This is a genomic window from Pseudomonas peli (genome assembly GCF_900099645.1).
GTDB lineage: Bacteria > Pseudomonadota > Gammaproteobacteria > Pseudomonadales > Pseudomonadaceae > Aquipseudomonas > Aquipseudomonas peli.
In genome coordinates, this window is the sequence record NZ_FMTL01000003.1 from 358,553 (window position 1) to 378,452 (window position 19,900).

At 61.3% G+C, this 19,900-nt stretch carries 14 protein-coding genes; 6 read left to right on the forward strand and 8 right to left on the reverse strand.

Features of this window, described 5'->3' with window-relative positions:
- Nucleotides 1-113: 113 nt before the first annotated feature.
- From BLO50_RS16280 to glnA, 3 genes are all read right to left on the reverse strand, one after another.
- Nucleotides 114-731: a DUF4124 domain-containing protein gene (locus BLO50_RS16280; RefSeq protein WP_090254816.1), complete on the reverse strand. Its 618-nt coding sequence runs from the start codon at nt 729-731 to the stop codon at nt 114-116.
- 2 nt (nt 732-733) lie between these two features.
- Nucleotides 734-1,300 (reverse strand): DUF4124 domain-containing protein, encoded by a 567-nt coding sequence (locus BLO50_RS16285; protein WP_090254818.1) that lies wholly within the window; start codon nt 1,298-1,300, stop codon nt 734-736.
- Between the two features lie 174 nt (nt 1,301-1,474).
- Nucleotides 1,475-2,881: a glutamate--ammonia ligase gene (glnA, locus tag BLO50_RS16290; RefSeq protein ID WP_090254820.1), complete on the reverse strand. Its 1,407-nt coding sequence runs from the start codon at nt 2,879-2,881 to the stop codon at nt 1,475-1,477.
- A 326-nt stretch (nt 2,882-3,207) separates the two neighbouring features.
- Here glnA and thiI point away from each other — a divergent pair, with 326 nt between their 5' ends.
- The 3 genes from thiI (at nt 3,208) to cptA (ending at nt 8,564) form a co-directional block, all read left to right on the forward strand.
- The gene (gene thiI / locus BLO50_RS16295; RefSeq protein WP_090254822.1) at nt 3,208-4,662 is read left to right on the forward strand and encodes a tRNA uracil 4-sulfurtransferase ThiI; all 1,455 of its coding nucleotides are present in this window, start codon (nt 3,208-3,210) and stop codon (nt 4,660-4,662) included.
- A gap of 156 nt (nt 4,663-4,818) precedes the next feature.
- Nucleotides 4,819-6,639, forward strand: a complete 1,821-nt coding sequence (gene typA / locus BLO50_RS16300) for a translational GTPase TypA (protein WP_090254824.1) — start codon at nt 4,819-4,821, stop codon at nt 6,637-6,639.
- Nucleotides 6,640-6,806: 167 nt separating this feature from the next.
- Complete coding sequence (gene cptA, locus BLO50_RS16305) at nt 6,807-8,564, forward strand: phosphoethanolamine transferase CptA (RefSeq protein ID WP_090254826.1); 1,758 nt, start codon at nt 6,807-6,809, stop codon at nt 8,562-8,564.
- A gap of 69 nt (nt 8,565-8,633) precedes the next feature.
- Here cptA and BLO50_RS16310 read toward each other — a convergent pair whose 3' ends face one another.
- The 5 genes from BLO50_RS16310 to BLO50_RS16330 all read right to left on the reverse strand — a co-directional run bounded on the left by BLO50_RS16310 (nt 8,634) and on the right by BLO50_RS16330 (nt 12,864).
- On the reverse strand, nt 8,634-9,710 hold the full coding sequence (locus BLO50_RS16310) for a polyamine ABC transporter substrate-binding protein (protein WP_090254828.1): 1,077 nt from the start codon (nt 9,708-9,710) through the stop codon (nt 8,634-8,636).
- Between the two features lie 78 nt (nt 9,711-9,788).
- A complete protein-coding gene (locus BLO50_RS16315; RefSeq protein WP_090254831.1) occupies nt 9,789-10,130 on the reverse strand; it encodes a cupin domain-containing protein in 342 nt (113 codons plus the stop codon).
- Between the two features lie 11 nt (nt 10,131-10,141).
- Nucleotides 10,142-11,548, reverse strand: a complete 1,407-nt coding sequence (locus BLO50_RS16320; protein WP_090254833.1) for an NAD(P)/FAD-dependent oxidoreductase — start codon at nt 11,546-11,548, stop codon at nt 10,142-10,144.
- A 53-nt stretch (nt 11,549-11,601) separates the two neighbouring features.
- On the reverse strand, nt 11,602-12,423 hold the full coding sequence (locus tag BLO50_RS16325) for a helix-turn-helix domain-containing protein (protein ID WP_090255174.1): 822 nt from the start codon (nt 12,421-12,423) through the stop codon (nt 11,602-11,604).
- Nucleotides 12,424-12,468: 45 nt separating this feature from the next.
- The gene (locus BLO50_RS16330) at nt 12,469-12,864 is read right to left on the reverse strand and encodes a YkgJ family cysteine cluster protein (protein WP_090254835.1); all 396 of its coding nucleotides are present in this window, start codon (nt 12,862-12,864) and stop codon (nt 12,469-12,471) included.
- A 245-nt stretch (nt 12,865-13,109) separates the two neighbouring features.
- On the opposite strand from BLO50_RS16330, the gene BLO50_RS16335 reads away from it, so the two are divergent.
- The 3 genes from BLO50_RS16335 (at nt 13,110) to BLO50_RS16345 (ending at nt 19,892) form a co-directional block, all read left to right on the forward strand.
- On the forward strand, nt 13,110-16,700 hold the full coding sequence (locus tag BLO50_RS16335) for a DUF2339 domain-containing protein (protein ID WP_090254836.1): 3,591 nt from the start codon (nt 13,110-13,112) through the stop codon (nt 16,698-16,700).
- A complete protein-coding gene (locus tag BLO50_RS16340; protein WP_090254839.1) occupies nt 16,697-18,055 on the forward strand; it encodes a DUF3999 domain-containing protein in 1,359 nt (452 codons plus the stop codon). Before BLO50_RS16335 ends, BLO50_RS16340 begins: the two co-directional genes overlap by 4 nt.
- A gap of 193 nt (nt 18,056-18,248) precedes the next feature.
- Nucleotides 18,249-19,892 carry a histidine kinase N-terminal 7TM domain-containing diguanylate cyclase gene (locus BLO50_RS16345; protein ID WP_090254841.1) on the forward strand — a complete coding sequence of 548 codons (1,644 nt, stop codon included), beginning with the start codon at nt 18,249-18,251 and terminating at the stop codon, nt 19,890-19,892.
- Nucleotides 19,893-19,900 lie beyond the last annotated feature (8 nt).

Consider the following 19,900-nt stretch of genomic DNA (forward strand, 5'->3'; position numbering starts at 1 on the left):
ATGCCGGGAATTAGCTGCTTTTCAGCGCAGCCGGGTCGCGCGCGGCGACCCAAAACAGGGAGAGTATAGAAACGCTGATCAATATGCGCACTGCTTTGGTGCGTAATGCGAGATTAGATAAACGGGACGAGGGGAATGTCTTTCTTTTCCGGCGGTTTGTCCTTGAGCGGACACTCCGGGCGCACGCCGTAATCGGCCTTCTTGCAGGGTGTCACCATGCGTTTCTGCGCCAGGGAGATGCGCAGCATGTGGAACGGCTGAGTGGGGGTGCGTTCGATGATGCGGCCCTGCTGGTCGATGATTTCCACCGCCAACTGGTGCGTGCCGCGGTCGATATTCTCCAGCGGGAAGACCGGGCTGCTGCCTGCTTCGCCGACCTGAGTGCCATTCAGCAGCAGTCGATAGCTGTGCTGGGGGAAGAGTTTCGGTTCGCTGTTGACGCTGACAATTAGGTTGCCCGCGCTGTCGCGGATGGTCGCGTCAGGCTGCGGCACCAGAATACGCAGCAGGCTGTAGCGCTGGCTGGGTTCTGGTGGCGCTTCAATAACTGGCGCGGTTTGCGTTTGGGTGGTCGGCATCGAGTTGCTGGGCGCCAGTTCGACACGCTCGGCATCGCCGGACCGCGGTTTGTCGGTGAAGACGCGATTCCCTTCGGCATCTATATAGGTGTAGACCTGCGCGAGGGCAGGCAATGCGAGCAGCATCAGGCTGCAAAACAGCAGATTGCGCATAGTCAGGTGGCTGGCTTAGGTTTTGGTTTCGGTGGCGGAGGTGGTGGGCGAAGGGCCGGGCTGCTGGTGTTGACTCGCTGCACGGTAAAGGTGGCAGTGGCGCTCTGCTGGATTGATTGTTCGCCACTGAGGACTTCCACAGCCAGGCTGTGCTCGCCACGGTCGGCATTGCTGATTTGCAGGCGCGGTACGTTACTCGGTTGACCGTGTGGCTTGCCGTCGAGCAGCAGGCGCAGGCGATGGTTGCTGGCCAGGCGTGGCTGGATGTCCACGCCCACGCTGAAGGTGCCATTGTTCGCACGCATGGCCTCGTCATCCGGGATACCGGTCAGCTGCAGGGTGCTGTAAGGCGCGGCTTTGTCGACAGGGTCTGTGGTGGTTGTGGTGGGCTGGCTCGGGACGGGCATCGACACGCTGTTGGTTTTCGGCAGCTCGACATTCTGCGTCGCCTGGCCTTCGGGCGGCTGGTCGGTGAATACCGTATTGCCACTGGCATCGGTGTATTTGTAGATCTGCGCACTGGCCGGCAATGCCAGGCCCAGTAGCAGGCAAATAAGTAGAGGGCGCATACCGGACTCTCCCTAGTAAGGTGCCCTAAGCCTTGCACTGGTAGCGCGCGCTGGCAAGCATGTTGATGGCTGGGCGTGTACCAGCGCAGAAAACTACGGGCTGAAAGGTGGCTTGTGCCAGGCGCCAAACGCAAAAAGGCCACCCGAAGGTGGCCTTTTGTATTGCGTGCGGGCTTAGACGCTGTAGTACAGGTCGTATTCCAGCGGGTGTACGAAGGTGCGTACTTTGATTTCTTCTTCGGACTTCAGCTCGATGTAGGCATCGATGAAGTCGTCGGAGAACACGCCGCCTTTGGTCAGGAACGCACGGCCCTTGTCCAGCTCTTCCAGGGCTTCTTTCAGGCTGCCGCACACTTGTGGGATCAGCTTGCCTTCTTCTGGCGGCAGGTCGTACAGGTTCTTGTCGGCAGCATCGCCAGGGTGGATCTTGTTCTGGATACCGTCGATACCGGCCATCAGCAGTGCAGCGAATGCCAGGTATGGGTTGGCAGCCGGATCCGGGAAGCGTGCTTCGATACGGCGAGCTTTCGGGCTGGACACGTATGGAATACGGATCGAAGCCGAACGGTTACGCGCCGAGTAAGCCAGCATTACCGGAGCTTCGAAACCTGGGACCAGACGCTTGTAGGAGTTGGTCGACGGGTTGGTGAAGCCGTTCAGGGCCTTACCGTGCTTGATGATGCCGCCGATGAAGTACAGGGCGGTATCGGACAGGCCGGCATAGCCTTCGCCGGAGAAGGTGTTCTTGCCATCTTTGGAGATGGACATGTGTACGTGCATACCCGAACCGTTGTCACCGTACAGTGGCTTCGGCATGAAGGTCGCGGTTTTGCCATAGGCATCGGCCACGTTGTGTACGCAGTACTTCAGGGTCTGAACTTCGTCAGCCTTGGCCACCAGGGTGTTGAACTTCACACCAATTTCGTTCTGGCCGGCAGTCGCCACTTCGTGGTGGTGAACTTCGATGACCAGGCCCATTTCTTCCATGGCATTACACATGGCAGTACGGATTTCGTGGTCGTGGTCGCACGGCGGAACTGGGAAGTAGCCACCTTTAACGGCTGGGCGATGGCCCTTGTTGCCGCCTTCGATGTCAGCGTCGGTGTTCCAGGAGCCTTGTTCGGAGTAGATCTTGAACATGGAGCCGGAGATGTCGGACTTGAACTTCACTTCGTCGAAGATGAAGAACTCAGGCTCTGGGCCGACGAATACGGTGTCGCCGATGCCGGTGGTTTTCAGGAACTCTTCAGCGCGCTTGGCGATCGAGCGTGGGTCACGGTCGTAGCCCTGCATGGTGCTTGGCTCGATGATGTCGCACACGATGATCAGGGTTGGTTCTTCGGTGAACGGATCCAGTACGGCGGTTTCGTCAACCGGCAGCAGGATCATGTCGGAGGCTTCGATGCCTTTCCAGCCGTGGATGGAGGAGCCGTCGAACATTTTGCCGACTTCGAAGAATTCGTCGTCCAGCGCATCGCGTGCCGGCATGGTCACGTGGTGCTGTTTGCCCTTGGTGTCGGTGAAGCGCAGGTCAACCCACTTCACGTCGTGTTCTTTAATAAGTTGAATCGACTTCGACATGCTGTCCTCCAGGTGGATAAGGCTCGAATCGTGAGCCCTCAATAGTACGGTACGGCCGCGGCATACTCCGCCAGGGCATCCTGCCTCACAAGGGAGCAAATTGCATGCCAGTGCACAGGAATGGGTGTAAGCCCTGAAACTCAGGGCTGGCGGGGGTTGCGTAGCGCTGCCTGATAAATATTTGCACTGTTATGGGTCGCTATATTTGTTGCGCGCACATTAATGGTGCGTTTTTTGCGTGGGTGAGGATTTTTGATCAAAGCGTGAGCAATTTCCGCTATAATCCGCGCCCCTGTTTTTTCGCGGCCTCGGCACCCCCTGTTTTCATGAAACTGATTGTTAAAGTCTTCCCAGAAATCACCATCAAAAGTCGGCCGGTGCGTAAGCACTTTATCCGGCAGCTGGCGAAGAACATTCGTTCGGTTTTGCGTGAGTTCGATCCCCAACTGCAGGTCAGCGGTGTGTGGGACAACCTTGAAGTCGAAACCCAGATCAGTGAACCGAAAACCCTACAGGCGATGATTGAGCGTTTAAGCTGCACGCCGGGCATTACCCATTTTCTGCAGGTCGACGAATACCCGTTGGGTGACTTCGATGACGTGCTGGAAAAGTGCAAGCGGCACTTCGCCGATCAGCTGCCAGGTAAAATCTTCTCCGTGCGCTGCAAGCGTGCGGGTAAGCACAGTTTCAGCTCCATGGATGTCGAGCGCTATGTTGGCAGCCAGTTGCGCCAACAGTGCGGCGCGGCCGGCATCTCGCTGAAAGACCCGGACGTGGTGGTGCGCATGGAGATTCGCGATCAGCGCCTCTTCGTTATTCATCACCAGCACGAAGGCCTGGGCGGTTACCCGCTGGGCTCGCTGGAGCAGACCCTGGTGCTGATGAGCGGTGGCTTCGACTCCACCGTTGCCGCCTACCAGATGATGCGCCGCGGCCTGGTCACCCACTTCTGCTTCTTTAATCTAGGCGGGCGCGCTCATGAGCTGGGCGTGATGGAAGTGGCGCATTACCTGTGGCAGAAGTTCGGCAGCTCGCAGCGCGTCCTGTTTATCAGCGTGCCGTTTGAGGAAGTGCTGGGCGAGATTCTCGGCAAGGTTGATAACAGCCAGATGGGGGTCATCCTCAAGCGCATGATGCTGCGCGCCTCCACGCGCATGGCTGAGCGCTTGCAGATTGATGCGCTGGTTACCGGCGAGGCGATCTCCCAGGTGTCGAGCCAGACCCTGCCGAACCTCGCGGTGATCGATTCGGCCACCGACATGCTGGTGCTGCGCCCGCTGCTGGCCAGCCATAAGCAAGACATCATCGACACCGCCACGCGCATTGGCACAGCTGAGTTCGCCAAGCACATGCCGGAATATTGCGGGGTTATCTCGGTCAACCCGACCACCCGGGCAAAGAAGCTGCGCATCGAGCATGAAGAGAGCCAGTTCGACATGGCCATTCTCGAGCGCGCCCTGGAACGCGCGACCTTGCTGCCGATCGACAAAGTGATCGACGAGTTGGGCAAGGACGTGCAGATCGAGGAGGTCAGCGAAGCGCTGGCCAACCACGTGATCATTGATATTCGTCACCCCGATGCTGCCGAGGACGAGCCACTCGCCCTGCCTGGCGTCGAGGTCATGGCGCTGCCGTTCTACGCCCTGAACAGTTCGTTCAAGGCGTTGGATGAGGCGCGTCAGTACCTGTTGTATTGCGATAAAGGTGTGATGAGTCGTTTGCACGCCCACCATCTGCTGAGTGAGGGGCATGCCAATGTGCGCGTTTATCGTCCGGCATAAAACGCCCGGGTTGAATGGCGGCAGCATCCGCCATCGCCCTCCCGACCTACAGGCGGCGTGATTAACACGCTCGCGCCGCCTGGCAGAAATCGCAATTAGTTAATACTCGCCGCCTAGACTAAGCGGCACACCGAATCCTCTGATCGAGATACACACGTGATCGAAAATCTACGCAACATCGCCATCATTGCCCACGTTGACCATGGTAAGACCACCCTGGTAGACAAACTCCTGCGCCAGTCCGGCACCCTTGAGCGTAACGAGCTCAACGACGAGCGCGTAATGGACAGCAACGACCAGGAAAAAGAGCGCGGCATTACCATTCTCGCCAAGAACACCGCGATCAACTGGAACGGCTACCACATCAACATCGTGGATACCCCCGGCCACGCCGACTTCGGCGGTGAAGTTGAGCGCGTAATGTCGATGGTTGACTCCGTGCTGCTGCTGGTTGACGCCCAAGATGGTCCGATGCCGCAAACCCGCTTCGTGACTAAGAAGGCCTTCGAAGCCGGCCTGCGTCCAATCGTGGTCATCAACAAGGTTGACCGTCCAGGCGCGCGTCCGGACTGGGTTCTGGACCAGATCTTCGATCTGTTCGACAACCTCGGTGCCACCGAAGAGCAGTTGGACTTCAAAGTCGTCTACGCCTCGGCCCTGAACGGCATTGCCGGTCTGGATCACACCGACATGGCTGAAGACATGACCCCGCTGTACCAGTCCATCGTCGACAACGTGCCGTCCCCGGCTGTTGACGTTGATGGTCCGTTCCAGATGCAAATCTCCGCACTGGACTACAACAGCTTCCTCGGCATCATCGGCGTTGGCCGTATCGCCCGTGGTCGCGTCAAGCCGAACACCCCGGTGATCGCCATCGACGCCGACGGCAAGAAGCGTAACGGTCGTATCCTCAAGCTGATGGGTCACCACGGCCTGCACCGCATCGACGTTGAAGAAGCCACCGCCGGTGACATCGTCTGCGTCAGCGGCATGGACTCGCTGTTCATCTCCGACACCCTGTGCGACATCAACCATGTCGAAGCGATGACCCCGCTGACCGTCGACGAGCCGACCGTCTCCATGACCTTCCAGGTCAACGATTCGCCGTTCTGCGGTAAAGAAGGCAAGTTCGTCACCAGCCGCAACATCAAAGAGCGTCTGGACAAAGAGCTGCTGTACAACGTGGCCCTGCGTGTTGAAGAAGGCGACAGCGCTGACAAGTTCAAGGTCTCCGGCCGTGGTGAGCTGCACCTCTCGGTACTGATCGAAACCATGCGTCGCGAAGGCTTCGAAATGGGTGTAGGCCGTCCAGAAGTGATCATCCGCGTTGTGGACGGCGTGAAGCAGGAACCGTTCGAAAACGTCACCATCGACACCCCGGAAGAATCCCAGGGCAAGGTCATGGAAGAGATGGGCCTGCGTAAGGGCGACCTGACCAACATGGTGCCGGATGGCAAAGGCCGTGTACGTCTGGAATACAACATCCCTGCTCGCGGTCTGATCGGTTTCCGTAACCAGTTCCTGACCCTGACCAACGGTGCTGGCATCCTGACCTCGATCTTCGATCGCTACGACACCATGAAGTCCGGCGACATGTCCGGCCGTCAGAACGGTGTACTGGTCTCGGTAGAAACCGGTAAAGCGTTGACCTACTCCCTGGAAACCCTGCAGGCGCGTGGCAAGCTGTTCGTCGAGCACGGCCAGGAAATCTACAACGGTCAGATCGTTGGCCTGAACAGCCGTGACAACGACATGGGCGTTAACCCAACCAAAGGCAAGAAGCTCGACAACATGCGTGCTTCCGGCAAAGACGAAACCATCGCCCTGGTTCCGCCTGTTCGCTTCACCCTGGAGCAGGCGCTGGAATTCATCCAGGACGACGAGCTGTGCGAAGTTACGCCGAAGTCGATTCGTCTGCGTAAGAAGATCCTCGACGAAGGCGAGCGCACCCGCGCTGCCAAAAAAGCCAAGAACTGATAACAGTTCTAGCTAACTGAAAAGCCCCCGCCGGCGCGAGCCTGCGGGGGCTTTTTGTTTTCGGATGGTCTACTGGACGTATGTTGAGTTTGCGCGCAAGGTTTGACGAGTTTTTCACAGTCTGTCTGGCATAACAGGCACCACTATTGGGCTGCCATGAGGTTGCTATGTCTGCAGTGTTGACAGGAGCGGCGCGCCAGCGGGTCGATTGGGCCGGGCTGGGTTGGGCGTTTGTGTTTTTCTGGTACTTCTCCGGCGTGACCCAGTTGTTGATCCAGCTGACCGGTACGGCGGGGTTTTCTGGCTTTCGTCAGGCGTTGCTTGCCAGTGCCTTGTGGCTGGTGCCGTTGCTGCTGTGGCCGGCGCGCTCGCGTCAGCTGGCTGCGGTGATTGGGGCAGTGCTATGGCTGTGTTCGCTGGGCAGCTTTGGTTACTTTCTGATTTACGGGCAGGAGTTCTCCCAAAGCGTAATTTTCATCATGTTCGAGTCGAACCTGAATGAGAGCCGCGAATACCTGATTCAGTACTTCTCCTGGTGGATGCTATTGGCATTTTTCGCTTACGGTCTGGGCGGGTGGTGGCTGTGGCGCCAGGTGCGGCCGGTGTATTTATCTCGCCCGGGCGCGGTGTTCGCGGCGGCTCTGGCTTTGTTTGTGTCGCTGGGTTACCCGGCGTTGCGTCAGTTCAGTAAGCACGACAGCTGGCAGGCGGGCTTCGATAATTTTACCCAACGCATTGAAACGGCGACGCCCTGGCAGTTGGCGGTGGGCTACAAAAATTACCGTGAGCAGCTGGCCAATATGCAGGTCTTGCTAGCGGAGAACGCCAGCATTGCGCCCTTAAGCAACTTACAGGACGCCCATGCTGGGCAGCCGGCCACCTTGGTGTTGGTGATTGGCGAGTCGACCAATCGCCAGCGCATGAGCCTATATGGCTACCCGCGTGATACCACCCCGGAGCTTGATGCGCTGCGTGACCAGTTGCAGGTATTCGATAACGTGGTCACGCCACGGCCTTACACCATCGAGGCCTTGCAGCAGGTTCTGACCTTTGCCGATCAGGAGCACCCGGAGCGCTACCTGACCACGCCCTCGGTGCTCAACCTGATGAAGCAGGCGGGTTACAAAACTTACTGGATCACCAACCAGCAGACCATGACCAAGCGCAACACCATGCTCACGACTTTTTCCAAGCAGGCGGATGAGCAGGTTTACCTGAACAACAACCGTGAGCAGAATGCCCGCCAGTACGACGGGGATGTGCTGGAACCCTTTGCCCAGGTGCTGGCCGACCCGGCCCCGCGCAAGTTTGTGGTGGTGCACCTGCTGGGCACGCACATGAGCTACCAGTACCGCTATCCGCCGGAGTTCGCGCGTTTCAACGACCGTACGGGTGTGCCGGCGAATGTCACGGATGATCAACTGCCAACCTATAACAGTTACGACAACGCGGTGTTGTACAACGACCATGTAGTGGCCAGCCTGATCAAGCGCCTGGCTGGGCAGGAACCGAATGGCTTTCTGCTGTACCTGGCGGACCATGGCGAGGCGGTGTTCGATGCGCCCAAGGTCGATGTGCTGGGGCGTAATGAGGCCGCGCCGACCAGCCCGATGTACACCGTGCCGTTTATTCTCTGGAACTCGCCCCAGTGGCGCACGCAGCAACCCCGGGATTTCACCACGGCGCTGTCACGGCCCTACAGTTCGTCGCACTTTATCCATACATGGGCGGACCTGGCGGGCCTGCGGTTTGATATGTACGAGCCGCACAAAAGCCTGGTGAGTGATGCGTTCAGGCCGTTACCGCTGCTGATTGGCAATCCCGAGCAGCCGAAGAGCCTGATAGATTTCAGCCTGATCAAGCCCAAGATCGATGTGACTGAACTGGCTCAACGTGAGCGGGAGCAGCCTGCTGTCGAGCTGTAAGACGCATGAAAAAGCCCCCGTCAGCCTGGCTGGCGGGGGCTTTTTATGGGCTCGTTACGCTGCCCTCGGTTAAATCCCGCTTTTCACCTTGCTCCAGATGCGCGTGCGCACACGGTCAATCTTCAGCGGCATGGCTTCCAGAGCGTAGAGGTTGTTCATCGCCTCTTGCGGTGGGTAAACGGTGGCATCGGCTTTCAGCTTGGGGTCAACCAGGCTGTCGGCAGCGCTGTTGCCGTTGGCGTACTGCACGTGATTGGTGATCTGTGCGATGACCTGGGGCTGCAGCAGGTAGTTCATAAAGGCGTAGGCGGCCTGCTCGTTGTTACTGTCGGCGGGCATGGTGACCATGTCGAACCAGATCGGCGTGCCTTCCTTGGGGATCACGTAGTTGATACGGATGCCGTTGTTCGCTTCGGCGGCGCGGTTGCCGGCTTGCATGATGTCGCCAGAGAAGCCCACGGCCATGCAAATGTCGCCATTGGCCAGGTCGCCGACGTACTTGGAGGAGTGGAAGTAGCGCACGTTCTTGCGCATCTCCAGCAGCAGTGCTTCGGCCTTTTTGTAGTCCTCAAGGTTCTGGCTGTGGTGTGGCAGCCCCAGGTAATGCAGGGCGATGGGCAACAGCTCCGGGCCGTTGTCGAGAATCGCTACACCGCACTGGCTGAGCTTGGCCAGGTATTCGGGCTTGAAGATCAGGTCCCAGGAGTCGAGCGGCACGTCCTCGCCGAGCAATTCACGCACCTTGGCCATGTTGTAGCCGATGCCGGTGCTGCCCCATAGGTAGGGAAAGCCGTACTGGTTACCAGGGTCGTTGGTTTCCAGGGCCTTCATCAGGATCGGGTTGAGGTTGTTCCAGCCGGGCAGGCGGCTCTTGTCGAGTTTCTTCAGCGCGCCGCCCTGAGTCTGCCGGGCCATGTAGTGGTTGGACGGGAACACCACGTCATAGCCCGAGCGCCCTGCCATCAGTTTGGCGTCGAGGGTTTCATTGCTGTCGTACACATCGTAGTGGCTGCTGATGCCGCTGCTTTGCTCGAATTGCTTGAGGGTGTCGGGGGCGATGTAGTCCGTCCAGTTGTAGATGCGCACGGTTTCCGCGGCCTGGCTGATGCTGCTGAGCAGCAGCAGGGGAAGCAGTTTTTTCAGCATGGGAATACCTCATCGTTTTTATCGGTGTTGTCGAAGCGGCAGTTGAATAGGGTGGAGCAGGGCCTGCGTTGGGCCGGGTTACTTGAGCAGAACGAAGCTTTTGCGCACGGTTTCCATGATGTCCCACACGCCGAAGGTGTTGGCGGGCAGCAACAGGGCGTCGCCAGCTTGGATCTGCATGGGCTCGCCGCCATCTGGGGTGAAGGTGCAGCGCCCGGCGATAAAGTGGCAAAACTCCTGCTGGGCGATCTGCCGGCGCCAACGCCCGGGTGTGCATTCCCAGATACCGGCGGCGACGCCGTCCGCATGCTCGATGCCCTGGCTGCTGGTGATCGCCACGGGCTCGCCGAGCGGCACGGCCACCGGCGTGGCATCGCTCAGGGGCAGGTGGGCGGTGTTCTTGAAGTGTTCGATGCTCATGAAACTCTCCGTTAACGCATGAATTTTTCCATGGTGCCGGCCAGGCTGCTGGCCAGCTGGCGCCGCCAGGGCGCGCTGTCTGGGTTGGCCAGTACGCGGTCCTCATGCACAAAGCTCTGGATGATCGCGTTGTAGCCGAGCCAGCGCAGCGGTTCCGGCTCCCAGCGCGGCAGGCGGTTGATCGGCTGGTCGCCGAGCACCCAGGGCTGGCGGGTCAGCTCGCTCTGCTGGTCGAGAATCAGGTCGGCCAGAGTGCGCCCGCCGAGGTTGCTGGCGCCCACGCCTTCGCCACCGTAACCGCCGGACAAGGCGATGCCGTTGCTGCGGTCCACCAGCATGTGCGGGCGAAAGCGCCGCGCCATGCCCAGGTTGCCGCCCCAGGCGTGGGTGATGCGCACCTGCTTGAGTTGCGGGAAGAGTTCGCCAAACAGGTAGCGGCGCAGGTCGCGCTCGTCCTCACTGAGGTTGAAATCGGTGCGCAGGCGGCCGCCAAAGCGGTAACCGCCGCGGGCGCCGAATACCAAACGGTCGTCGGCGCTGCGCTGGCCATAGGTCACCTGGCGGCTGTTCTCGCTGAAGGCCTGACCGCGCTCCAGGCCGATATCGGCCCAAACTTCCTTGGGCAGTGGCTCGGTGGCCACCAGCAGGCTCTGTACCGGCAGCTGATGGTTGCCTAGCGGCGGCAAACTGGCGGCGTAACCTTCCACGGCCGGGACGATCCAGTCAGCGCGTACGCTGCCAGTGGCGGTGCGCACCAGGCCGGTTTGCCAGTCGGTCACTCGGCTCTGTTCATACAGCTCGACGCCCATGGCGGTAACGCAGCGCGCCAGGCCGCGCACCAGCTTGGCGGGTTGAATGGTGGCGCAGTGCGGGGTGTAGATGGCGCCAAAGGCGTTGGCCAGCTGCAGCTGTTTGCCCAGGTCGAAGGGCGTCAGCCAGCGGTAGTCGGTTTCGTCCAGGCCCAGGGCACGCAATTCGGCCAGGTGTTGACGCAGGCTGGTCAGCTGCTCGGGGTAGCGCGCGGCACAATACAGTACGCCGGCCTTACGGTAATCGCAGGCGATCTGCTCGTCCTGCAGCACACTGGCGACTTCATCAGGAATGCCATGCAGCAGGGCATAGGCACTTTGGCGCGCGGCGCTGGGTTGGTCGGCGAGCAGGTTGTCCTGGCCGAGCAGGTTGCCCATCAGCCAGCCGCCGTTGCGCCCGGAAGCGCCGAAGCCGGCAATCTCGCCTTCGAGGATGACGATGCGCAGGTGTGGCGCCTGGCGCTTGAGGTAATAGGCGGTCCACAGGCCGGTGTAGCCCGCGCCGATGATTGCCACATCGGCGTGCAGGTCTTCGGTCAGCGCGGGGCGGGCGGTCAGCGGTTCGGTCAGCTGATCCATCCACAGGCTGAGGGAGCGCCATGGGCTCATCGTCGATCTCCGGCAGTCAATCACTATGCGATGCGCAGAGACTAGGAGGTCGATCAGGGCTTGTCTTGTGTGCGTGCCCGCAAGGAAATTTGTTTGAGGTAGGCCTTGGGCGACAAGCCGGTGTGCCGGCGGAAGCAACTGTAGAACGCTGAGAGCGAATTGAACCCAGCGGCGAAGGCCAGCTCATCGATGCGCAGCAGGTCGTTGCCGGCGTCCAGGCTGGCGAGCAGGTGCTGCAAGCGCTTGTGGTTAATGTAGCGGTAGAAGCTCTGGCCGAGCACCTGGTTGAGCAGGTGGGAGATCTGGTTGCGGCTGTAGCCGGTGGCGGTTGCCACCTGCGGCAGGCTCAGTTGCGGGTCGAGGTAGGCCTGGGCGCGCTGCATGTAGTCTTCCAGGTCCTGCGCCAATAGCCCCAGCTGGCGGGCACTGAGGCCGAGGCGGCTAAGGGCCGGGCGGGAATCACTGGCGGCGGATAGCTCGCGCTCTTCGCGCATCAGCGTGGCGTATTCATGGATGCGCCAGATCAGCCCGTCACGCACGGTAATCGCCTCGCCGGTGCGGAACGCCAGCAGGCCGCCACTGCCGTGCAGGCTGATGCGGTACTGGATAAACGCGGTATGGCCGTCGATGCGGATGCGGTCGGTGTGCTCCAGTGCTTCGCCAGGCTGGCGCGGCAGGTTGTTGCGCACATACTCGCGCAGCTCGGCAAAGCCCATGCAGCGCTGCTGGAAGAAGTCGTGGTACTGGATATCCGGGTGATACAGCGCCATCACCGCGTCGAGGTCGCGGTCTTTCCAGCTGTAGTGATAGCGCATCACCGTGGCGCGGGTGCGCTCGGTCTGTTGGGCGTCATCGGGGAAGTCGGCGTTGTGCATGCCTGCCAGCTTGCCCGAGGCGTCGCGGCAGCTCAATGCTGTTGCTTAGCTCTTCGGCTTGTAGGCGCAGTAGCCGGGACGTGGGCCGATCTTCGGGTGGTTGCGGCAGGTGTCCGGACGCTTCTCGTAGATGGTGCACAGGCGGGTTTTGCGATCGAGGTAGTAGCAGTCGTTGTTGCTCATGCGGGTCAGGGTGAAGATGCCCGACTTCTGATGGAAGCGTTCGACGATGCCGTCTTTCTGCAGGCGCTTGGCGATGTTCTTCAGCGGCTCGCTGCGTTCGAACTCATCAACCACGCCGATGCGGATCAGGTCATTCAGGCGCGCTTCAACCGGCAGCGTGCAGCAGCTGGACATGCAGCTGTGGCACATGTCGGCGGTGTATTTAGCCCAGGTTTCCAGGCGGTCGAGTTCGGCGGCGGCAATCAGGTTGTTTTTCATCGGGGCAGGCATGCATCAGTGGTTCGGCGCGCGATGATAGCGGCCTGGCGGCGTTTGTGAATGACTATCTGCCGGCTGGTCATCGTTTGTGCGGCAGCGTCGCTCCGAGTTTCTTGTTGTGCTGTGATGCGTGCGGCATTCGTCTCTCTGGGTATGCACCGGTCGGGCTCCTATACTGCTGCGCAGTGTGCGCCGGGTGCCGGGCAACAGGATGTTCGGGTTTAGCTGATATAGGAACGCGCTGCATGCAATGGATCTTCATGCTGGTGGGGTTGGTGCTCGGGGCGTTGGCGGATGAGACGCTGACGGCGTCACTGCTGGGCGCTCTGATAGGTTTGGGCCTTGGCCAGGCGCTCAAACTGCAGGGTTTGGCGCGCGAGAATGCTGCGCTGACAGCGCAGCTCAAGGCGTTTTCGCAGCGCTTCGAGCAAGGTACTGCGGCGCTGTATGAGCGCTTGCTCAAGTTGGAGCAGGCTGCCACGCCAGCTGCCGAGGCACCGCCTGTTTCGGAACCGATCAGCTCCGTTGCCGAGCCTGCACCTGAACCTATCGGCAGTGCCCAAGCGGCCCAGCCTGAACTGGATTGGACCCTGGATTTTGTCCTGCCCGAGCCTGCTCCTGAGCCTGTCGCACCCATGCAGGCTACGGCCGAACTGGCCGCCGCGCCGATCAAGCCGCCTCCCGCTAAGCCATGGAAACCTGTCGAACCGCGTCAGCCAACGCTGCTGGAGCGAGGCTTTACTGCGGCGAAGGACTGGCTGCTGGGCGGCAATACGGTGCTGCGCGTCGGTGTGGTGCTGTTGTTTCTCGGCCTGGCCTTCCTGCTGCGCTACGCCACCGAAGGTGTGGTGGTGCCGGTGGAATTTCGCTACGCCAGTGTCGCCGCCAGTGCGGTGGCCTTGCTCGGCCTCGGTTGGTGGTTGCGTCTGCGTAACCCAAACTATGCCCTGATGCTGCAAGGCACCGGCGTTGCCGTGCTGTATCTGACGGTGTTTGCCGCGATGCGCTTACACCCGCTGTTGGATCCTGGCGTGGCGCTGGGTCTGCTGGTGCTGGTCACGGTTTTTTCGGCGATTCTGGCGCTCAAACAGGATGCCCTGGGCCTTGCGGCTGCAGCGGCTCTGGGCGGTTTCGCCGCGCCGATCCTGACCAGCACCGGCAGCGGCAACCATGTGGCGCTGTTCAGCTATTTCGCCCTGCTCAATGCCGGGATCTTTGCCATTGCCTGGTTCAAGGCCTGGCGGCTGCTCAACCTGATCGGCTTTGTCGGCACCTTCGGCATCGGCTTCGCCTGGGGCATCCGCTCCTATAAGCCAGAGCTGCTGTGGAGCACTGAGCCGTTCCTGATTCTGTTCTTCCTGATGTATGTGGCCATCGGCCTGCTGTTTGCCCGGCGCAAGCTGCGTGAAGCCCTGGATGCGCCCGAGAACCCTGATGAACTGCTGCGCTGGGCGGCACGTAAAGGCGACTACATCGACGCCACCGTGCTGTTCGGCCCGCCGCTGGTGGGCTTTGGTCTGCAGTTCGCCCTGGTGCAGCACATCGAGTTTGCCGCAGCGTTCAGTGCGTTGGCGCTTGGGCTTTTCTATTTAGTGCTGGCGCGGCTGCTGGTCGGTCGCAGCGGTGATCGTGCCGTGTTGCTGGTGGAAACCTGCCTCGCGTTGGGCGTGGTATTCGGCAGTTTGGCGATTCCCTTGGGCCTTGATGCGCGCTGGACTTCGGCCGCCTGGGCGGTGGAAGGCGCGGGCATCTTCTGGCTCGGCCTGCGCCAGCAACGCAGCCTGGCACGGGCATTCGCCCTGCTGCTGCAGATGGGCGCGGCGCTGGCGTTCGTCATCGGCTTACGTGGCGGTGAACTGACGCTGCTGGACGGTGCGCCGCTGGGTGCGTTGATGCTCGGCGTGGCTTTGCTGTTCAGCTACTGGCAGCTGCGCCAGAACACGCAATACGCCAGCAGCTGGGAGGTGCGCGGATTGCCGGTACTGGCCTGCGCCGGGCTGGCCTTTCTCTATCTGCTTGCACCACTGCTGTTTGCCGCCCAGGGCACGGCGATCAGCTGGGCGCTGGCCGGCTTGCTGACGCTGTGGCTGGGCTTGCGTATTCAGGCACGGAGCTTTCTGTTCAGCGCCTTTGCCGTGCAATTGCTAGGTGGTGTGGTGTTTATGCTGGACATGGCCGGCAATGCGGCCACCGGCATGGGCGGCTTCTCTGCTGGTTGGCAGGGCTTGCTGACTTCGTCCTTGATCGGTTTCGGCCTGATCGCAGGCATGCTGCTGGCCGCGCGTGATCCGCAGGTGGGTAACGACCGTCGTCTGCTGCGCGGGCTATCCGTGGTGCTGCTGGTGGGTCTGGTGTTCCTAAATCTGGCGGTGCTGTTCGTCCTACCCTGGGCCACGGCGAGCGCGGTGTGGGGCGGTAGCGGGCTGCTGATCATCTGGCTCAGTTTGCATCTGCAGCAGCGCGCCAGCTTTATCTTCGGTCTGCTGTTGCAGGTGCTGGCGGGACTGGTGTTCCTTGCAGTCAGCCCGCTGCTGTTCGGCCAGCTATCGGCCGAGGGCATTCGCCCACTGGCGCATATGGATTTCTGGACGCCGCTGGTGCTCGGTGTCGCTGCGTTGGTCGGCGCCTGGCGCTTGCAGCAACTGGCGCGGCGCGAGGCGCCCAGCGCTCTTGGCAATTTCAGTTTGCTGGGCCTGGCGCAGTTGCTGCTGGTGTGGGGTGCGGCCTGGTGGGCGTTGGCGCTAAGCAGCGAAGTGGTGCGATTTGTTGCGCCGGAGTGGCAGGCCAGTGCTTTGCTGGCGGTGCTGGCAGCCAGCGTCGCCCTGGCGGCATTTCTCGCCCCGCGCACGCGCTGGGCCGAACTTGCGCTGCTGTGCGGCCTGCTGACACCGCTGGCCGGCGTGGTGCTGCTGCACGCCTGGCACCTGCATTACCATCCGGCAGCGCAGTTCGGCTGGCTGGCCTGGGCGCTGCTGTTTGCTGTGCACTTCTGGGCCCTGCGACGCTTGGCTGCGCAGTTGCCGGCGGGGGCGCTGAGCGCTGCCCATGTACTCGGCTGCTGGTTGCTGCTGGGCGTGCTGGCGCTGGAGCTGCGTTACCTGCTGTTGGCGCTGTCGGAGTATTACAACGCCTGGCGTTGGCTGGGTTGGGCGCTGCTGCCGAGTGCCTACCTCTGGCTGATGGCGCTGCCGCGTCGCTGGCCTTGGCCGGTGGCCGCTTACCCGCGCGAATACCGCGTGTTGGCGTCGGCGCCGTTGGCGCTGCTGATGCTCGGCTGGTTCTGGCTGGCCAATGTCGTCAGCGCTGGGGAGGCTGAACCGCTGGCCTATCTGCCGCTGCTCAACCCGCTGGAACTGGGTTTGCTGTTTGCCCTTGGCGCGGTATTCGCCTGGGCGCGCCTGGGCCTGGCCGAGCTGGGTGTCGAGAGTCTGCGCAGTCAGTGGCTGACTCAGGGCGTGGCCGGCGCCTCGCTGTTCGCGTTGCTGACTGCCATGGTGATGCGCACCGCACATCATTGGGGCGGTGTGCCTTATCAACTGGATGCGCTGCTTGATTCGATGCTGGTGCAGGCGGGGCTGTCGATTGTCTGGACGCTGATCGCGCTGCCGTTGATGGTCCTCGGCAATCGCCTTGGCCGTCGCGAGCTGTGGCTGATTGGCGCGGCGCTGATCGCGCTGGTGGTGGCCAAGCTGTTCTTCGTCGAGCTGGGTAATCGCGGTGGCCTGGAGCGCATCGTGTCGTTTATCGGGGTGGGTGTATTGCTGTTGGTGGTGGGCTATTTTGCGCCCTTGCCAGCACGCAAAGCGGATGCGGATCAGCCGCAGGAGCCAGCATGATCAGTCGTTTAATCAGCACTATTTTGCTCAGCCTGCTGTGCAGCGCGTCAGCCTTGGCGAAGGAGCAGCCAGGCGACTATGCCGTGCAATTACCGCTGAGCCTCAGTGGCGAAGGCCCCTGGTATCGCCTGGATGTGCCGATGGCACTGCATTTCGCTGCGCGCTATGGCGATTTGCGTGATCTGCGGGTGTTTAACGCCGAAGCCCAAGCACTGGCTTACGCCTTGGTGGCAGGGCAGGGCGAGTCGCGCGACAGCCAGCAGGAGCAGGCGGTGAAGTGGTTTCCGCTGTACGCCGAACAGGGCGACAACGCGGCCTCGCCAAGTTTGCGGGTACAGCGCAGTACCAGCGGCACCTTGATCGAGCTGCTTGATGAGCCAGATGCAGCCGCCAAGCCGGCTCTGCTGCGCGGCTGGCTGCTGGATGCCAGCGCAATGGACGAGCCGCTGGTGCGCTTGCAGCTGGATTGGAGCGGCGCTCAGGACGGTTTTCAGCGCTTCAGCATCGAGGCCAGTGATGACCTGCAAGACTGGCAGTCCTGGGGCAGTGGCCAGCTGGCGCGCCTGTCGTTTGATGGTGAGCGTGTCGAGCAGCGCCAGGTCGAGCTGCCAGGGCTTAAGGCGCGCTATGTGCGTCTGCTCTGGCAAAGCCCGCAACAGGCGCCGCAGCTGACGGCCGCGAGTCTGCTCAGTCAACGCAGTGACAGCGTGCCCGCGCCGCTGGTGTGGTCACAGCCGCTGGCAGCAACGCGCAGCCCGGATGGCGAATACCAGTGGCAGTTGCCCTTGGCCTTGCCCCTGGAGCGTCTGCATGTCGAACTCAGTCAGGCCAATAGCCTGGCGCCGATTCGCGTCAGTGGTCGCCATGAAGCCAAGGGCGCTTGGCAATCACTGGCGCAGGGCCTGCTGTACCGGTTGCCGGAAAATGGTGCGGAAATCCGTCAGGACGAATTGCTCTTGCCGGGCTGGCCGGTACAGCAGCTGCGTTTACAGGTGGATGAGCGGGGCGGCGGTTTGGGTGTCGAGCCGCCACAGATAAAGGTGGCGGTGCGCGCCACCCAGCTGGTGTTCCTCCAACGTGGCAGCCCGCCTTATCGGCTGGCGTTGGGGCGAGCGGGAGCGCAGTCGGCGGCCTTGCCGCTGACCACTCTGATTCCGGGTTATGAACCAGAGCGCCTACAACAGCTGGGCATCGCTGAGGCGCAGTTGCAGGCTGAGAATCTGGCGCAGCAAGAGCAGGCCGCAGCGGGTGAGAGTGACTGGAAACGCTGGGGTTTGTGGCTGGTGCTGCTAATTGGGGTGGGCTTATTGGCGCTGATGGCGGTCAGCCTGTTGCGCCGGCCGAGCGCTGAATAGCGACTGTTGGTGAAATAAAGGCCAGCTGGCTAACGATTTTTGCAGTATGGTTGGCACCTTAAATTGATTAGCGTTTGAGGTCAGGAAGGCCCTTGCGTATCTCGACTTTGCCCCGTTTTGTGGGCGCGCCTGTGCGTTTTCGCGTTCGCTCTGACCGATTCGCTCAGCTGCTTCTTTCGGCAGAACCTACCCGATGAATGCCTGCGGTAATTCTGGCTGGGCGCTCAGTGCCCCGGTCATTCTCACCGGTCTGGTCTGCATCGGGGTGCTCTTGCTGGCCCGCTGGGTCACGCGGCAGCGCTATTTCCCGGGGCGCGAGAGCTTTATCGTGCTGCACTTGGCGAGCCTCTGGTGGATGATTGCCGCCAGCCTGGAAATGGCTGCGCAAGGCCCACAGTGCAAAGTGTTCTGGGCCACCATGGCCTGGCCGGGCATTCTGGTGGTGCCCACCTTCTGGGCCATTTTCCTCTGGCAATACGTCAACAGCGTGCGTCAACCGCTGCCGCTGCGTAGCACCCTGGGGTTGGCCGTGGTGCCGGTGCTGATCTGGCTGATGGCCCTGAGCAACCCCTGGCACGGCCTGTTCTACGGCGCGGGTACGGCGCCACTGAGCGATGAACCAGGCGCGCCGATTCGCTATCAGCACGGGCCGCTGTTCTACGCTGCCGCTGCTTACGTTTACCTGTTTATGACCTTCTGCATGGGTGTGGTGTTGCGCGCGGCCATCGTCAGTTATGGCGTGCATCGCCGTCATTACCTGGCGTTTGTGTTCGTCACGGCGGTGCCCTGGGTTGCCAATATCAGTTATGTGGTGTTTGGCTGGATGCTCTTTGGCTTCGATCCGACGCCCTTCAGTTTCGCCTTTACCCTGGTGGCGTTTGCCTGGCTGATCGTTGGCGTAAGGTTGTTTGACCTACTGCCGGTGGCCCGCCACCTCCTGTTGGATGCCTTGCTCGATCCGGTGCTGGCGGTTGATGCGCAATTGCGCGTGATCGAGGCCAATCCAGCCGCCTTGAAACTCGCCAATCTGCGCAGTGGCTGGCAGGGCCGGCAATTGGAGGATTGGCCGATTCTCGGGGCAGATTTGCAGCAGCTGCTCAGTCAGCAGGATCAAGGTGAGCATGACCGCTTGTTGACCCTGGCCAACTCGGCGCGGTATTTCGAAGTGCGTATTCGCGCCATCGAGCGGGTGACACATCGCGGCACCGTGGTGCTCGGGCAGATGCTCTACCTGCGTGATGTTACTCAGCGCCACCTCAGTGAGTTAAAGCTGGCCGAAGCCCTGGCCCTCAGCGAGGAGCGCCTGCGCACCATCACCAACCTGCATGAGCAACTGCAGGAACAGGCGCTGTGTGACCCGCTGACCGGGCTTTACAACCGGCGTTATCTGGATGAGTTTTTTACCCGCGAGTTGGCCGTTGCACAGCGCGAGCGCACGCCGATTTCTCTGGCGCTGATCGACCTGGATCATTTCAAACAGCTTAACGACGAGCACGGCCACCTCGAAGGCGACGACGTGCTCAAGGGCGTGGCCCAGCACCTGCTGGAGAATCTGCGCAGCTCGGACGCGGTATTCCGTATCGGTGGCGAAGAGTTCCTGCTGATCCTGCCGCGTGCCGATGCCCACGAAGCCCGCGCGCGTCTAGAAACCATCTGCCGTGATTTGGCCGCACACCCCTTGCCAACGCGGGGGGGCGCACGCTATGTGACCCTTTCGGCCGGCCTGGCGCTGTGGCCGGAGCAAGGCTTGGTGCTCGATGAATTGCTGCACGTGGCCGATGACGCGCTGTATCAAGCCAAGCATGCGGGGCGCAATAGGGTCTGCAGTCTGGCCTGATGGTCCGG

Coding starts and splice junctions, on each gene's coding strand:
- BLO50_RS16280 (WP_090254816.1), bottom strand. CDS start 731: ATGCGCAATCTGCTGTTTTGCAGCCTGATGCTGCTCGCATTGCCTGCC.
- BLO50_RS16285 (WP_090254818.1), bottom strand. CDS start 1,300: ATGCGCCCTCTACTTATTTGCCTGCTACTGGGCCTGGCATTGCCGGCC.
- glnA (WP_090254820.1), bottom strand. CDS start 2,881: ATGTCGAAGTCGATTCAACTTATTAAAGAACACGACGTGAAGTGGGTT.
- thiI (WP_090254822.1), top strand. CDS start 3,208: ATGAAACTGATTGTTAAAGTCTTCCCAGAAATCACCATCAAAAGTCGG.
- cptA (WP_090254826.1), top strand. CDS start 6,807: ATGTCTGCAGTGTTGACAGGAGCGGCGCGCCAGCGGGTCGATTGGGCC.
- BLO50_RS16310 (WP_090254828.1), bottom strand. CDS start 9,710: ATGCTGAAAAAACTGCTTCCCCTGCTGCTGCTCAGCAGCATCAGCCAG.
- BLO50_RS16315 (WP_090254831.1), bottom strand. CDS start 10,130: ATGAGCATCGAACACTTCAAGAACACCGCCCACCTGCCCCTGAGCGAT.
- BLO50_RS16320 (WP_090254833.1), bottom strand. CDS start 11,548: ATGAGCCCATGGCGCTCCCTCAGCCTGTGGATGGATCAGCTGACCGAA.
- BLO50_RS16325 (WP_090255174.1), bottom strand. CDS start 12,423: ATGCACAACGCCGACTTCCCCGATGACGCCCAACAGACCGAGCGCACC.
- BLO50_RS16330 (WP_090254835.1), bottom strand. CDS start 12,864: ATGAAAAACAACCTGATTGCCGCCGCCGAACTCGACCGCCTGGAAACC.
- BLO50_RS16335 (WP_090254836.1), top strand. CDS start 13,110: ATGCAATGGATCTTCATGCTGGTGGGGTTGGTGCTCGGGGCGTTGGCG.
- BLO50_RS16340 (WP_090254839.1), top strand. CDS start 16,697: ATGATCAGTCGTTTAATCAGCACTATTTTGCTCAGCCTGCTGTGCAGC.
- BLO50_RS16345 (WP_090254841.1), top strand. CDS start 18,249: ATGAATGCCTGCGGTAATTCTGGCTGGGCGCTCAGTGCCCCGGTCATT.